This window comes from Burkholderia sp. YIM B11467, from assembly GCF_052952715.1.
Genome location: NZ_JBQVSQ010000004.1, coordinates 175,463 through 188,892, shown reverse-complemented (window position 1 = coordinate 188,892; position 13,430 = coordinate 175,463). Strand labels below are relative to the sequence as shown.

Sequence of the window (13,430 nt, the reverse complement as noted above, 5' to 3'; positions counted from 1 at the left end):
ATGGCCATCTATCGACTCAGCGATCGCACACCCACGATTCACGACAGTGTATTTGTCGCGGACACGGCAGCGGTCATCGGCAATGTCCACTTGGCAGCCCATTCGAGCGTGTGGTTCGGTGCTGTACTGCGCGGCGATACCGAGCCGCTCAGCATCGGAGAAGGGTGCAACATCCAGGACGGCGCCGTGCTACACACCGAGAAGGGATTCCCGTTGGAGCTTGATTCGCACATCACGGTCGGTCATCAAGCCGTACTGCATGGTTGCTCAATCGGTGGAGGCTCTCTGATTGGCATCCAGGCCGTAGTCCTGGACGGAGCCAGGATTGGACGTCAGTCTCTGGTTGGTGCGGGCGCAATCGTGACATCTGGCAAGGAATTTCCGGATCGTGCGCTGATTCTCGGTTCGCCCGCTAAGGTGGTGCGAATGTTGTCGGACGAAGAAGTGATCAAGCTGCAGACGAATATATACTTCTACGCTGAGCAACGACGCCCGCACTTCCGGGAAAAGCTCCTAAGGATCGACTAACTTTGGGGCGTCAATAGGCAGCTCGGGCATTCTGGCTTGTTCGTCAATTTGTAGGCAGCAGAACTCGTGGCTATGCCGATAATTCGACAGCGGAGGGTAGTACTGCAGGCGGCGGTCACGAATGCCGCTGCCTGCTTTATCTCCGAAATATTTTAGAAGCTGTTCCGTCTCTGTTGATTTCCACCGAATCGTGACCCACCCCGAGACAGCGTAGTACATCTATTCCGATGTGGATAGCTCCTCACTGCCTGTTGCTTTTGCTGCTCTCTTTCTCGTTGCCTTCGCCTTGGCAGAACTGGACTTGAAGCGCCAGGATTCATTGCCCGTTTCGACGATGTGGCAGTGATGGGTGACGCGGTCCAGCAGCGCCGTCGTCATCCTTGCGTCCCCGAACACGGTCGCCCACTCGCCGAAGCTGAGGTTGGTGGTGATCGCGACACTCGTGTGTTCATACAGCTTCGAGAGCAAGTGGAACAGCAATGCGCCACCGGTCTGGCTGAACGGCAGGTAGCCCAGTTCGTCGAGGATCACCAGGTCGACGTACATCAGCTTATGGGCGATCTGGCCTTGTTTGCCGGTGGACTTCTCCTGCTCCAGTGCGTTGGTCAGCTCGACGGTCGAGAGATGGCCTCACTCGTTCGGACAGTTTTCTGAGATTTTTAAGTGGAGCGGCCGAGGCAATCATGCTGCCGATTTGATCGCAGGCAGTGTCGCGAAGTATGCCTCATCCGGCGTCTGATCCGCCAGGCTCGAATGGGGCCTTTTCCGGTTGTACAACTCGATGTAGTCGCCGATGGAGCGCCGGGCATGGCTGACCGACTCGTAGGCCCGCAGGTAAATCTCTTCGTACTTGATGCCGCGCCAAACACGTCCGCCGCACTGCGATTGCCGCTTCCATTCGGTAATCTGGTTCGGGTGCACATCGAACTGCTGCGCCAGCTCGGCCAGCGTGCGCTCGCCCTTGACCGCTGCCAGCGCCACCTTCGCTTTGAACGCCGCTGAGTGCGTACGTCGGGTTCTCTTCGTCATTTCCTCGGTTCCTTTGCCAGCATTATCGCTGGCTCAGGCCCCGGCCGATCCACTTATCTGGCTGTCCGAATTTGCGAGGCCACCTCTATCCTCGATGGCGCAGAAACGCAATGAACCCGTTGGGCCCGCCAAATTTGTCGCATCAGCGCCGGATCGTTTCGCAGCTCACCACGACACCGCGCTCGAACAGCAATTCTTCGACATCGCGCAGGCTGAGCTGGAAGCGGAAATACCACCGCACGGCCTGAGCAATGGTGGCCGCAGGAAACCGGCGTCCACGATAGAGCGAGGTCGTTTTCATGTCGTTATCCTACGCAAACGTGACAATGCCGGTGCGTCGTTAAAAGTCCGCGTACCTTGAGCGAGGGATCGGGCACGCGGACCGGCATGCTGGACTCCAGCTAAAAATGCCTTGCTAGCATTAACGGTTCGGCGCCACCCCGGTGGGCTTGGTGGCGGCGGTGGCGCTGCGCAACTCGCCCATGGTGGACAGCAGTGAGCCTTGCATATCGTCGCCATCCAATGACCAACTGAACACGCCGCCCAGTTGCTGGGCTTTGACATAGCCCAGCTTGGTGCGGATCACATCCGGTGTGTCATAACTCCAGAACTGCGTGCCGTCATAGCTCCACATCTGCTTGGTGACGGGATGCACATAACGCGCGCCTGCGCGGCCCCCCAGCACACGATAGTCCTCGTAACCGGCCTCGTAAGTGCCGGGCGCGGGGCCGGTGGCGCTTTGATACAGGCCATTGCCATAAGGGCCGGCGGCCACGCCGGTCCAGCCGCGGCCATAGAAGGGGATGCCTACATTGATGCGGTTGCGGGCCAGTCCAGCACTGACCAGGGCATTCACCGCGTCGTCGATATCATAGAACTTGGCGTCGTTCTGGGCCGGATTGGCCGGATCCGGGTAGAGGTTGGACTGGAAGTTGGTGGGGCCTTGCGCTTCCCAGCCGCCATGGAAGTCATAAGACATCACATTGGCCCAGTCCAGGTAAGCGCCGTAGTTGCTCGGTTCGGTATTGCGGATTTTGTCCACTCCGGCGCTCAGCGCGGCGGAAAGGTAATAGCGACGCTTGTTCTGCTGTCCCAGCGCATCCAGCTGACGGCGGAACTCCGCCAGCAGCAGGGTGAAGTTTTGCTTGTCCGCCGCGCTGTAATGATTGGTGGGCAGGCCACCGGCCACCGGGTATTCCCAGTCGATGTCAAAGCCGTCAAACACGCCCAGCGCCACACCCTGTCCCCCAGCGTTTTCTTGTTGCGGCAGGTTGCCCTTGATGTAGAGGTTGATGCAGGAGGAAACCAGCGCCTGGCGGCTGGCGTCGCTGGCGGCTACGGTGGAGAAGTTCTTGGACCAGGTCCAGCCGCCCAGGGAGATCAGCACCTTGAGCTGCGGATTTGTCAGTTTCAGCTTACGCAGTTGGTTGAAGTTGCCGCGTAGTGGGGTGTCCCAGCTGTCTGCCTGGCCGTCCACGGACTCCGCCGCGGAGACGGCGCGCTGGTAATCCGCCCAGGCGTCGCCGCCATCGCCATTGCCGCTTTCCGCGACCGTGACCATGCCGCACTGGCCGTTGGCGTAGACATTGCCAAAAGCGTAGTTGAGCACGGTGAGTTTTTTATCGCCACCGCTGGCCATCAGGTTTTTCACAAAGTACTGGCGCTGATAAATGCCCCATTGGGTGAAATAAGAGCCCACGTTGTAGCCCACGGTGGGCGTGGGTTCCGGCGGCACGCCGCTGCCTGAGCTGCCGCCGCTGACAGGCGCGCATGAGTTGGCGGCGCGCTGCTGCCAAACGGCCCCTTGGCTGGCTGTAGGCGTTTCCCCTCGCGTCCACCATTGCGCTTGCCAGGTTTGGCCGTTGTATAAGGCGTAATCGCCCGCGTTATAGATCTGGCTGGATTGCCAGGCGCTGCAGCTGGGCAGGGCATGGGCCGCAGAGCTGGCCACGATGAGGCTGCTCGCGCCGATCAGGGGCAGGCACAGGCGGTAAATCGAACGTTGCATTGCATTCTCCTTTGCTTTATGGCGGATGCCGGTGATAAAGCCTGGTTTACTTTGGTATGTATTTGGTATTAAAGTGGTATCAGTATTGGTCAGGATTTGGGAAATGCAAGGAGAATTTCGGGGCGCTTCAGAAAATCTATGCCCCCCTTTTTTGCAAGACTGATTTCGATGTCGTTGTTGGCTTGCGTAAATCTATTCGGCACCGTTTAGGGGAATGACTTCCCGCACCACGATGAGATTCGCGCCTGGCGGTCCTAAAAGCGGAAGCAGTCTGGCAAAGGTGCTTGGAAAACGATTATTTAAAAAATCCATCTCGATCGGCTGCAGATGTCGGGGTAGTCGATATCCCGAAAAATCCGGCGACGACAATGTGATAACTGTTAAGTCAACCTTAATACGCTGTTGAAGCGCATCGTATTCTTGAACATCGGCACGGATATGCATTTAAATACGTAACAATGTCCACGGCGGGGCCCTGCGCGAGATCCGCGCTCGCATCGCTCTCCATACCCGAAGCAGGGCGCGGAGGGCTGCGAGTCTCGTTGAGACGTCACAGCCCGAGCACGCGCTCGAGGGCTGGTTCGACCCCAGCTCATTGGGCGGCTCACGGCCGCCGACGTCGCTACGTGTGCCGATCTGCTCACACTGATTCGCAAGCGGCGTCAGCGCTGGTATCGCGCGGCGCTGTACTTCGGCCCGCCCGGCGCGCACCTGGCAAACCACGGTCCGTGACGGCGTTACGAGGATGGAGTAGGAGGCACCACGGGCATCACCCAGCAATGAGTATCAGCCTCCCGAGCGAGATGGCCGACGGCGTGCGGCAGCAGGTCGCCAGCGGCACCAATGCCACGTCAGAAGTAACGAATCCGCAACGCGCTGCGCTGCGCGGGCTCGCCGGCCACAAGCCGAAGTGACCGACCTCCATTCGATTCGGTCGCGCCGTGGCACCCCTGTATCTGGCACCATGTGAACCGCACGCTGGTATCAATTGATACTTTATGGAGGGATCCGACATGTTGCTTGTGACCCCTGAAGCGGTGGCCGACGTGATGGAGCTTCGGCCGGTACCGCATACGCTGGCGGAGCTCGAGGCCCGTGTGCGCGACGGCCTGCCGAAGGCCGCGCGCGAAATTAGCGATCGGCGACGGCGACGCGGACGTCAGCGTTCGTGACGTTGACTGCAGTCCTCCAATATCAACCAGACCCCATAAAAACTTCGCTAGTCAGCATTATGTAAATTCTTTTGCTACTTATGCGGGCCCGCATTCGTTCAGTCTGACGACGCCGCGGAATTGACCGCTGCCAAGGTCATGCGCTGGCTGCGAGACGCTGCAATCTGTCCGGCCTTCATCATGAGCGCGGTCACGTAGCGTGCGACAGCGGGTTTCGACAAGGTGTCTTCCCGGCGCTGACCTGCCGAGTCGCCGGGAATTGCTCCATTCAGCACGGCGTTCGTGCCATGCACTCCGTCAATCATTCGAAGCAGGACCCAATGAGCCCGATCGCCTCCTCGCCCTGGTTCGTACGGCGCGAAGTACCGGCCTGCGGCCGGCGCCTCTCCTTTTTTCACCATGCCGGCGGAAACGCCAGCTACTACGTCCGATGGTGGAAATGGCTGCCGCACGATGTCGATATCGTGGGCGTGCAACTGCCTGGACGCGGATCGCGCCGGCACGAGCCGTTCGCGACCGACGCCCCATCGCTGATCGCGTCGCTGTTGCAGCGCCATTCGGGTGGCCACTTCTTCTTTCATGATGCGCCCGACCGGTTTGTTCTGCCGATGATGGCCGACAGCGCCGGCACAACCCAGAGATGGACAGGAAAAGTGCCGGGAACCGTGGATGGCGAGTGGCTTGCGTTGATGCAGGCATCCCGGCGGTTTCTCCGAGTTACCGAACGCGGCGATCCCGGCGCGGCCGAAGGATAACCGCTCCGTCGCCGGGCCAATATGGACGCAACTTTGGCGCGCACGCTAAGCCTAGTCGATTGCCGCGTGCCGCAGTTACCGATCAGATGCAGCGCATAGGCGACGCCGAGTACGCTTGTTCGCACGTGGTATCGGCGAATTTGATCGGTGCGCATCTCCTCCGTTAGCTACCTAGCTGCTAGATCTCAGTCGATCATCTTTGACAGGCGCTGCCTGACAATTTGCTCGGCCTCGCTCATCACCCGACGGATCAGTTCGGCGACGCTAGGAACGTCTTGGATGAGACCCGCGACCATGCCGCAGGACCACGCACCAGCATCGATGTCGCCGTCTCGCATGACACGCGGGTAGACACCTGCCACTTCGTCCACAATATCCTCGAAGCGGATCTCGGCGCCCAGTTGCTGCTCTTTTTCCAGCAGGCGATCGACGCCCGCATTGCGGAGCACACGCTCGGTATTTCGCAGCGGCCGCATGACCAGACGCGTGTCCAATTCACTGGCCTGGACGATCGCTTCCTTCACGCGCGGATGCACGGGTGCTTCCCGGGTCGCCACGAAGCGCGTGCCCATATTGATGCCGGCGGCGCCGAGAGACAGGGCGGCGACCATCGAACGGCCATCAGCCATGCCTCCAGATGCCAAAAACGGGATGCGCAGTTCGTCGGCTGCACGCGGCAGCAAGATGAAATTGGGCACATCGTCTTCGCCGGGATGGCCACCGCATTCGAAACCATCCACGCTGACCGCATCGCAGCCAAGCGCCTCGGCCTTGAGCGCGTGGCGCAACGAGGTGCATTTGTGAATGACCTTGATACCGGCCTCATGCAACCCCGGCAACCATTTCTGAGGATTATTCCCCGCCGTTTCCACGACCTTGACGCCACCATCTATGATCGCTTTCACGTATCCGGCGTAATCCGGCGGCGTGCGCACGGGAAGAAAGGTAAGGTTCACGCCGAATGGCTTGTCGGTCATTTCGCGGCAGCGACGGATTTCGTCAGCGAGCGCCTGCGCCGTGGGCTGCGTCAGCGCTGTAAGGATGCCAAGCCCTCCCGCGTTAGAAACCGCAGCGGCCAGTTCGGCCAATCCAACAAAATGCATGCCGCCCTGGACGATGGGGTGTTCGATGCCAAGGAGCTCGGTGATTTGCGTCTTCATAATTCGCCTAAATCGTGTTTACACTGTTTGCTCGAAGTGATGCTTCGGAGATGGAAATCAGCCACCTTATTGATTGATATACCAACTATCCGTTGTGACCGTCGACGGCATTCCCATCGTCGGCGTCTGCCTCGGCATCCAGGGTCGGTCAGCTATGTGTGGGGGGGGGCGCAACGATGTGCAGCATTTACATGATTTCCGTGGTCATGCTGCCTTTGAGAAATCAAGCTTTTTTGCTATACGCACTACACCATCCCTTGGCCGCAACTTGCTTGCCACCAAAAATTGGGCACGGGGCAAACGGATCATTCGGTTTTCCCTGGTACAACGCGCAGTTCCGACAGTCCTCTCCCGCTGCGTACTTCGAGTACTTCGCCTTGTTCACCCGGGTCGCATCGGCCAAGTAGCCGAGCGCGACCGCCGTCGAATCGGCTTCCGAGACCTTGGCTGCATCTGCAAACGCAACGCGTGACAGCGCGAGTCCCGAGGCAATGCCTGCGGACGTGATCATAAAATTGCGACGGGACTTGATCATGCAAATACTCCTTTATTGTGAAATAGCGGGTCATCCTGATTCCGGGATACCCAATAAATAACTTGATGAGCTGATCAGATCGCCAGCATGCCGAAAACCTCGCCGAGCATCGACTTCGCGTCGCCGAACAACATGCGGTTGTTGTCCTTGTAGAACAGCGGATTGTCGACGCCTGCATAGCCCGAAGCCATGCTGCGCTTCATCACGATCGACGTCTTCGCCTTCCACACCTCCAGCACCGGCATGCCGGCGATCGGGCTCGTCGGGTCGTCCTGCGCCGCCGGGTTCACGATGTCGTTCGCGCCAATCACCATCGACACGTCGGCTTCGGGGAAGTCGTCGTTGATCTCGTCCATCTCCAGCACGATGTCGTACGGCACCTTCGCTTCGGCCAGCAGCACGTTCATGTGCCCCGGCATGCGGCCCGCGACCGGGTGAATCGCGAAACGTACGTCGACGCCCTTCTCGCGCAGCAGCTTCGTCAGTTCGAACACCGTGTGCTGGGCCTGCGCCACCGCCATCCCATAGCCGGGTACGATGATCACGCGCTTCGCCTCGCGCAGCAGCTCGGCCGTTTCCGCCGCGCTCACCGCAACCACCTCGCCAGCCGGCTGCGCTCCGCCGCCGGCTGCCGCCGGAGCGCCTGCGCCGCTGCCGAAACCGCCCGCGATCACGCTGATGAAGTTGCGGTTCATCGCGCGGCACATGATGTACGACAGGATCGCACCGGACGAGCCGACCAGCGCGCCGATCACGATCAGCAGGTCGTTGCCGAGCATGAAGCCGGTGGCCGCCGCTGCCCAGCCCGAGTAGCTGTTGAGCATCGACACCACGACCGGCATATCCGCGCCGCCGATCGCCATCACCATGTGCACGCCGAACAGCAGCGAGATCACCGTCATCACGACGAGCGGCAGCATGCCGTCCTGGAGGCTTTCCGCATGCAGGAATGCACGGCAGAAGTAGATCACGATCAGCAGCGCGGCCAGGTTCATCCAGTGCCGCGCCGGCAGCAGCAGCGGCTTGCCGCCGATCTTGCCCGACAGCTTGCCGAACGCGATGACCGAGCCTGCGAAGGTGATGGCGCCGATCAGGATGCCGACGTAGATCTCCACTTCGTGAATGGCCTTCTCGGCGCCGGTGAACTGCAGCGACGTGTCGATGTAGCTCGCGAAGCCGACCAGGCAGGCTGCGAGACCGACCAGGCTGTGCATCAGCGCGACCAGCTCCGGCATCTGTGTCATCTGCACCTTCTTCGCGGCGTACAGGCCGACGGCGCCGCCGACGACCAGCGCGGCGACCACGTACGGAATGCCCGCGGCCGACACGCGCGGACCGGCCACGGTGGCCAGCACCGCGATCAGCATGCCAATCATGCCGAGCAGGTTGCCGCGGCGTGCCGTTTCAGGGTTGGCCAGCCCGCCGAGGCTGAGGATGAACAGGATCGCGGCGCCAATATAGGAGACGGTAGTCAGGTTTGAAGTCATGGTTGTCGTCCCCTTATTTGCGGAACATCGCCAGCATGCGTCGCGTGACCGCGAAGCCGCCGAACATGTTGACGGCCGTGAGCGTCAGCGCGCCCACCGCCAGGCCGAGGATCAGCCCGGACGGGCGATCGCCCGCGTTGGCCAATTCGCCGAGGGGCGGCGCAACCTGCACGAGCGCGCCGATCCCGATGATCGACGAGATCGCGTTGGTCACGCTCATCAGCGGCGTGTGCAGCGACGGCGTGACGTTCCAGATCACCATGTAGCCGACGAAGCATGCGAGCACGAACACCGTGAAGTGCGACAGGAAGCTCGCCGGCGCGTACTGGCCGACGAGCAGGAAAGCCAGCGCGCCGCTCGCGAACACGATCGCGAGCGCCTTGGCCGACGTCGGCTCGCCGCTGTGGCCGTGGCCCTTGGACTTCGCGGGCGCGGCCGCTGCGGGCGCCGCCTGCGGTTTGGGCGCGACGACCGCCTGCTTGATCGGCGGCGGCGGCCACGTGACGTTGCCTTCCTTGATGACGGTGAGGCCGCGGATCGCGTCGTCGTCGAAGTCGACGTTGATCGTGCCGTCCTTGCCCTTGCACAGCTCCTCGACCACGCGCAGCAGGTTGGTCGCATAGAGCGTGGACGACTGCCGCGACAGGCGTGACGCGAGATCCGTGTAACCGACGATCGTCACGCCGTGGCGCACGACGGCCTCGCCGGGCACCGTGAGTTCGCAGTTGCCGCCCTGTTCGGCGGCCATGTCGACGATCACGCTGCCGGGTTTCATCGACTGCACCATCTCGACCGTGATCAGCTTCGGCGCGGGCTTGCCAGGGATCAGCGCGGTCGTGATGATGATGTCGGCGTCCTTCGCCTGCTGCGCGTACATCGCGCGCTGCGCCTGCTGGAAGCCTTCGCTCATCACCTTCGCATAACCGCCGCCGCCCGAACCTTCCTCCTCGTAGTCGACCTTGACGAACTCGCCGCCCAGCGACTTGACCTGATCGGCCACTTCCGCACGCGTGTCGTTCGCACGCACGATCGCGCCGAGGCTGGCGGCCGTGCCGATCGCGGCGAGGCCGGCCACGCCGGCACCGGCGATGAAGACCTTGGCCGGCGGAATCTTGCCGGCCGCCGTGACCTGGCCATTCAGGAAACGCCCGAATGCGTGCGCGGCCTCGATTACCGCGCGGTAGCCGCTGATGCTGGCCATCGACGTGAGCGCGTCCATCTTCTGCGCGCGCGACAGCGTGCGCGGCAGCGAATCGATCGCCAGCACGGTGGCCCGCTTGGCGGCCAGTTGCTCCATCAGTTCGGGGTTCTGCGCCGGCCAGACGAAGCCGATCAGCGTGCCGCCCTCGCGCATCAGCGCGACTTCGTCGCCGGTCGGCGGGCGCACCTTGAACACGATGTCGCTGCCGGACCAGAGGTCGGCCGCCGTTGTGGCAACGGTTGCGCCGGCCGCACGATAGGCGTCGTCGTCAAAGTTCGCGCCGGCACCGGCGCCGCTTTGGACGGCGACCGAAAACCCCAGCTTGATCAGCTTCTCGACCACTTCGGGGACGGTCGCTACGCGCCGTTCACCGGCGGCGGTCTCCAGAGGAATCCCAATCTGTAATGTCATCAGGCAGTTCGGTCTATCAGATGGTTATTTCATCGCATGGATTGCAGGCCCGATGGAAATGACGAAATCAGGCTAGCCGCGCGAGCTGTCAGTCATCCGCGCGGAAAATCGTCGGCGTGATATTGGTGAAGTTTTTCACGTCGCTCATCACCTCACGAGTTTCGGCGGAAGAGAGAGCCATATCGATTCCTACCTGATCGCTGAAACGCAGTATCGCAACGCATGCGAAGGGTTGCTGGGTCGGTGATGGAAACAAGAATTCGGTAGAGTGCAGACCGAATTTGTTCCATGCAGTGCCGACAAGTTGACCATGCTTCGAGAGGTAATACTCTCGGTCAAAGGTCGCTCCTTCCGTGCGTGGGTAGCTCACGATCAAGGTAGACATATCCGATCCCCTATTGAGATGTGTTCGAGCGTTTCATTAGGCGGTCGCGCCAGCACCTTGCACGTGTGCCGGAACTTTTCGTGTGCGGCGAAGCAACTGCAAGCCGAACCACAACATCCACAACGGCAGCAGGAGGACGACGACGATCTCGCTCGCACCCGTCACGGCCTCGTACTCCGGAAAGAATCCGGACACAAAAATGACCGCGAAAAACCATGCGACGATCTTCAGCAAGAACGACCCGTGCCAACCGGATTTTTTCAGATAATTGGCGACGATCGGCGCCCAGAAGAACACCAGTGGGCCTTCGGTCCACCACAACCCATTTTGCGTGCCGTTGGCGACCGTCGTCCATGCCGCCGCCGCGGCGGCCCTCGTTGCGTCGTCTCCGCCCGCATACATTTGCGCCAGCGGGTTCAGCACCGACAACTGGAGTGCGGCGCCCGTGATGCCGAGCACCGCGTACGCCCCGATCCCGAACGCGATCATGTAACCCAGCGCGCCGAGTTCATCCTTGAAGGCGTGTAGGAAGTACCCGCCGATCACGAGCACCGCGAGATAGAAGCCGAACACGTCGACCAGCATCGACAAGCGAAACAGGTTGCGCGTGTCGGACGGCAAGCTCAGCATGGTCGCGCCGTGCAGCAACATGCCCATATCCGTGCCGGCCACCATCGATACCAGCCCGACGTTCGCGTAGGCCAGCAGGCCGCCGATGATCGCGCTCCATGCCGTGAAGCGCATGACCTTGTATGAATCGTTCCTCATTCTCTTTCTCCGTACACCATGTCCGGCTCCCGCACAGGGAACCCTTCGATAACAGTGACCGACCCGACCGAACGACTTCGCAAACCGGGTCGTCCCATTTGTAGTTCACACTAACAATAATAGGTCACAATAACAAATATAAAATCGACGCAAAACATGAGGGAATTCCCTCATGGCCGCTTCATCCAGGTCAACGCGTAACGCGTCGCGGGTCAGTCACACCACAGCGTTTCCTTGAGCGGCTGCGGCCGTCGCGGCCTCTTCCCTTTCCTGCAGTTCCCGCCACATGATCTTCCCGGATCCTGATTTCGGCAGCGACTCGACGAACTCGACGATGCGCGGAACCTTGTAGGACGCCATATGATCGCGCGCCCATGCAACCACGTCGTCTGGCGTCACACCGTCGGGGTAGGTCGGATCCAGCACGACGAATGCCTTGACGGTCTCGCCTCGATGCACACTGCGCGTGCCGATCACGCACACTTCCTTGATCGCCGGATGGCGGTACATCATCGTCTCGACTTCGGCCGGCCACACCTTGTAGCCCGATGCGTTGATCATCCGCTTCAGCCTGTCGGCCATGAAAAAATAGCCGTCCGCGTCGACGCGACCGAGGTCGCCGGTACGCAGGAAGCGCTTGCCGTCGATCTCGACGAATGCGTCTCTCGTGGCATCCGGATTGCGCCAGTACCCTTGCATCAGTTGCGGCGCATGCACGACAATCTCGCCCACCTCCCCTTGCGGCACCGGATGGAACGTAATCGGATCGACGATCCGCGCATCGACGTCGAACACCGGAATGCCGAGGCACTGCGGCTTGGGGCGTGCCGGCGGATTGATGTGCGTCGCGGCAATCGTTTCCGACATCCCGTAGCCTTCGACGTAATCGAGCCCGACCGCGTCCTTGAGCTTCCGGGCGATCGCGTCCGGCATCGCTGCGCCGCCGCCGCGCAACGAGCGCAGGCTCGACAGGTCGTATTCTTGCAAGTTCGGGTTCGACAGGAAATCCACCATCATCGTCGAGATCGACTGCCACACCGAGACGCGGTTGCGGCCGATCGCACGGCCCGCGGCATCGCGGTCCCATCGCGGCAGCACGACGACGGTCGACCCGCGGTACAACGGTCCGTTCAGCCCGCCCTGCATGCCGGTGACATGGAACAGCGGCAGCACTGCCAGGTGGATCGCGTCTTCAGGATCGTCGAACCAGTCGACGAAGCCCGCCGCCGTACACATGACGCTTCGATGCGTATGCACGCAGCCTTTCGGCTTGCCCGTCGTGCCGGACGTGTAGGGCATCAGGCAGATGTCGTCGGGGCCCGCCGTCAGTTCGCCCGGCGCCAGCTTCGCGGCGAGCGCATCGCACCAGTGGGCCACGCCGGGCCCGTCGACGTGGCGCGGCGCGGCCACGAAATCGGGCAACGCGACGGCCGAAGGTTGCGCCACGTAGTCGCCATACGTCGCCACGACGACGTTCGCGAGGCCACTCGCGCCGCCGACGAGCTGCGCGATGCGCGGATACAGGTCCTGCGCGACGAATGCCGCGCTCGCACCGCTATCCTCGATGTAATGCTCCAGCTCGTCGGTCATGTTCATCGGATTGACAGGAACGACCACCGCGTTCGCACGCAGGATGCCGTAGTACGCGATCATCCATTGCGGGCTGTTCTGCATGTACAGCAGCACGCGGTCACCCGCCTTCACCCCGCACCGTTGCTGCAGGAAGCCTGCCACGTGCTCGGCTTCGCCCTGGAAGCGCGCGAACGAGACCGGCGTATCGTAGAAAAGAATGAACGGCTTGTCGGGATGACGCGCCGCCGCGGCCTCCACGTGACGAAACAGGTTGGTCGCGGGCGGCACCTGATGCGTGGCCAGGTGCGCGGGCCAGAATGGCGATCGGATGGCAGACATGATTCGGCAACTCTTCGTCAAAACTGCGGGTGATAAATGGCATCGACGGGACTCGTCGTCCCGACGCTGCATGCACGCAT

At 61.5% G+C, this 13,430-nt stretch carries 14 protein-coding genes and 4 pseudogenes; 5 read left to right on the top strand and 13 right to left on the bottom strand.

Features of this window, described 5'->3' with window-relative positions; all coding sequences use genetic code 11:
- On the top strand, positions 1-528 hold the full coding sequence (locus ACTRWB_RS16310; protein ID WP_048244854.1) for a gamma carbonic anhydrase family protein: 528 nt from the start codon (positions 1-3) through the stop codon (positions 526-528).
- Positions 529-747: 219 nt separating this feature from the next.
- On the opposite strand, the pseudogene ACTRWB_RS16305 reads toward ACTRWB_RS16310, so the two are convergent.
- From ACTRWB_RS16305 to ACTRWB_RS16280, 6 genes and pseudogenes are all read right to left on the bottom strand, one after another.
- Positions 748-1,149, bottom strand: a pseudogene (locus tag ACTRWB_RS16305) (ATP-binding protein); the annotation flags it as partial.
- A gap of 60 nt (positions 1,150-1,209) precedes the next feature.
- Positions 1,210-1,362: an integrase core domain-containing protein gene (locus ACTRWB_RS16300; protein WP_081851940.1), complete on the bottom strand. Its 153-nt coding sequence runs from the start codon at positions 1,360-1,362 to the stop codon at positions 1,210-1,212.
- A gap of 51 nt (positions 1,363-1,413) precedes the next feature.
- Positions 1,414-1,557, bottom strand: a pseudogene (locus ACTRWB_RS16295) (transposase); the annotation flags it as partial.
- 145 nt (positions 1,558-1,702) lie between these two features.
- Positions 1,703-1,858: pseudogene (locus ACTRWB_RS16290) on the bottom strand (IS6 family transposase); the annotation flags it as partial.
- Between the two features lie 120 nt (positions 1,859-1,978).
- Positions 1,979-3,565, bottom strand: coding sequence for a glycosyl hydrolase family 18 protein (locus ACTRWB_RS16285; protein WP_446902486.1), 1,587 nt, complete (start codon positions 3,563-3,565; stop codon positions 1,979-1,981).
- A 192-nt stretch (positions 3,566-3,757) separates the two neighbouring features.
- Positions 3,758-4,009, bottom strand: coding sequence for a hypothetical protein (locus ACTRWB_RS16280; protein ID WP_446902485.1), 252 nt, complete (start codon positions 4,007-4,009; stop codon positions 3,758-3,760).
- Positions 4,010-4,141: 132 nt separating this feature from the next.
- On the opposite strand from ACTRWB_RS16280, the gene ACTRWB_RS16275 reads away from it, so the two are divergent.
- The 4 genes and pseudogenes from ACTRWB_RS16275 to ACTRWB_RS16260 all read left to right on the top strand — a co-directional run bounded on the left by ACTRWB_RS16275 (position 4,142) and on the right by ACTRWB_RS16260 (position 5,492).
- Positions 4,142-4,297: a phage integrase family protein gene (locus tag ACTRWB_RS16275; protein WP_193103120.1), complete on the top strand. Its 156-nt coding sequence runs from the start codon at positions 4,142-4,144 to the stop codon at positions 4,295-4,297.
- Positions 4,298-4,344: 47 nt separating this feature from the next.
- Positions 4,345-4,479, top strand: a complete 135-nt coding sequence (locus ACTRWB_RS16270; protein WP_446902484.1) for a ribbon-helix-helix domain-containing protein — start codon at positions 4,345-4,347, stop codon at positions 4,477-4,479.
- Between the two features lie 99 nt (positions 4,480-4,578).
- Positions 4,579-4,689: pseudogene (locus ACTRWB_RS16265) on the top strand (antitoxin Xre/MbcA/ParS toxin-binding domain-containing protein); the annotation flags it as partial.
- Positions 4,690-5,057: 368 nt separating this feature from the next.
- A complete protein-coding gene (locus tag ACTRWB_RS16260; RefSeq protein ID WP_446902483.1) occupies positions 5,058-5,492 on the top strand; it encodes a thioesterase II family protein in 435 nt (144 codons plus the stop codon).
- 185 nt (positions 5,493-5,677) lie between these two features.
- Here the strand turns inward: ACTRWB_RS16260 and ACTRWB_RS16255 are convergent, their stop codons facing one another.
- The 7 genes from ACTRWB_RS16255 to ACTRWB_RS16225 all read right to left on the bottom strand — a co-directional run bounded on the left by ACTRWB_RS16255 (position 5,678) and on the right by ACTRWB_RS16225 (position 13,350).
- Complete coding sequence (locus ACTRWB_RS16255) at positions 5,678-6,652, bottom strand: NAD(P)H-dependent flavin oxidoreductase (RefSeq protein ID WP_446902482.1); 975 nt, start codon at positions 6,650-6,652, stop codon at positions 5,678-5,680.
- Positions 6,653-6,875: 223 nt separating this feature from the next.
- Positions 6,876-7,187 (bottom strand): high-potential iron-sulfur protein, encoded by a 312-nt coding sequence (locus tag ACTRWB_RS16250; protein WP_446902481.1) that lies wholly within the window; start codon positions 7,185-7,187, stop codon positions 6,876-6,878.
- Between the two features lie 74 nt (positions 7,188-7,261).
- Positions 7,262-8,674 (bottom strand): Re/Si-specific NAD(P)(+) transhydrogenase subunit beta, encoded by a 1,413-nt coding sequence (gene pntB, locus ACTRWB_RS16245; protein ID WP_446902480.1) that lies wholly within the window; start codon positions 8,672-8,674, stop codon positions 7,262-7,264.
- Between the two features lie 13 nt (positions 8,675-8,687).
- Positions 8,688-10,286, bottom strand: a complete 1,599-nt coding sequence (locus ACTRWB_RS16240) for a Re/Si-specific NAD(P)(+) transhydrogenase subunit alpha (RefSeq protein WP_446902479.1) — start codon at positions 10,284-10,286, stop codon at positions 8,688-8,690.
- 88 nt (positions 10,287-10,374) lie between these two features.
- On the bottom strand, positions 10,375-10,671 hold the full coding sequence (locus tag ACTRWB_RS16235; protein ID WP_446902478.1) for an EthD family reductase: 297 nt from the start codon (positions 10,669-10,671) through the stop codon (positions 10,375-10,377).
- Positions 10,672-10,707: 36 nt separating this feature from the next.
- Positions 10,708-11,415, bottom strand: coding sequence for a hypothetical protein (locus tag ACTRWB_RS16230; RefSeq protein WP_446902477.1), 708 nt, complete (start codon positions 11,413-11,415; stop codon positions 10,708-10,710).
- A gap of 240 nt (positions 11,416-11,655) precedes the next feature.
- Entirely contained in the window at positions 11,656-13,350 is a 1,695-nt protein-coding gene (locus ACTRWB_RS16225; RefSeq protein WP_446902476.1) for a long-chain fatty acid--CoA ligase, read from the bottom strand.
- Positions 13,351-13,430: the final 80 nt, after the last annotated feature.

Bases quoted from the DNA above. Each gene is read 5' to 3' on its own strand.
- ACTRWB_RS16240 (WP_446902479.1), bottom strand. From the start codon at position 10,286: ATGACATTACAGATTGGGATTCCTCTGGAGACCGCCGCCGGTGAACGG.
- ACTRWB_RS16260 (WP_446902483.1), top strand. From the start codon at position 5,058: ATGAGCCCGATCGCCTCCTCGCCCTGGTTCGTACGGCGCGAAGTACCG.
- ACTRWB_RS16270 (WP_446902484.1), top strand. From the start codon at position 4,345: ATGAGTATCAGCCTCCCGAGCGAGATGGCCGACGGCGTGCGGCAGCAG.
- ACTRWB_RS16280 (WP_446902485.1), bottom strand. From the start codon at position 4,009: ATGCATATCCGTGCCGATGTTCAAGAATACGATGCGCTTCAACAGCGT.
- ACTRWB_RS16230 (WP_446902477.1), bottom strand. From the start codon at position 11,415: ATGCGCTTCACGGCATGGAGCGCGATCATCGGCGGCCTGCTGGCCTAC.
- ACTRWB_RS16235 (WP_446902478.1), bottom strand. From the start codon at position 10,671: ATGTCTACCTTGATCGTGAGCTACCCACGCACGGAAGGAGCGACCTTT.
- ACTRWB_RS16310 (WP_048244854.1), top strand. From the start codon at position 1: ATGGCCATCTATCGACTCAGCGATCGCACACCCACGATTCACGACAGT.
- ACTRWB_RS16250 (WP_446902481.1), bottom strand. From the start codon at position 7,187: ATGATCAAGTCCCGTCGCAATTTTATGATCACGTCCGCAGGCATTGCC.
- pntB (WP_446902480.1), bottom strand. From the start codon at position 8,674: ATGACTTCAAACCTGACTACCGTCTCCTATATTGGCGCCGCGATCCTG.
- ACTRWB_RS16225 (WP_446902476.1), bottom strand. From the start codon at position 13,350: ATGTCTGCCATCCGATCGCCATTCTGGCCCGCGCACCTGGCCACGCAT.
- ACTRWB_RS16285 (WP_446902486.1), bottom strand. From the start codon at position 3,565: ATGCAACGTTCGATTTACCGCCTGTGCCTGCCCCTGATCGGCGCGAGC.
- ACTRWB_RS16255 (WP_446902482.1), bottom strand. From the start codon at position 6,652: ATGAAGACGCAAATCACCGAGCTCCTTGGCATCGAACACCCCATCGTC.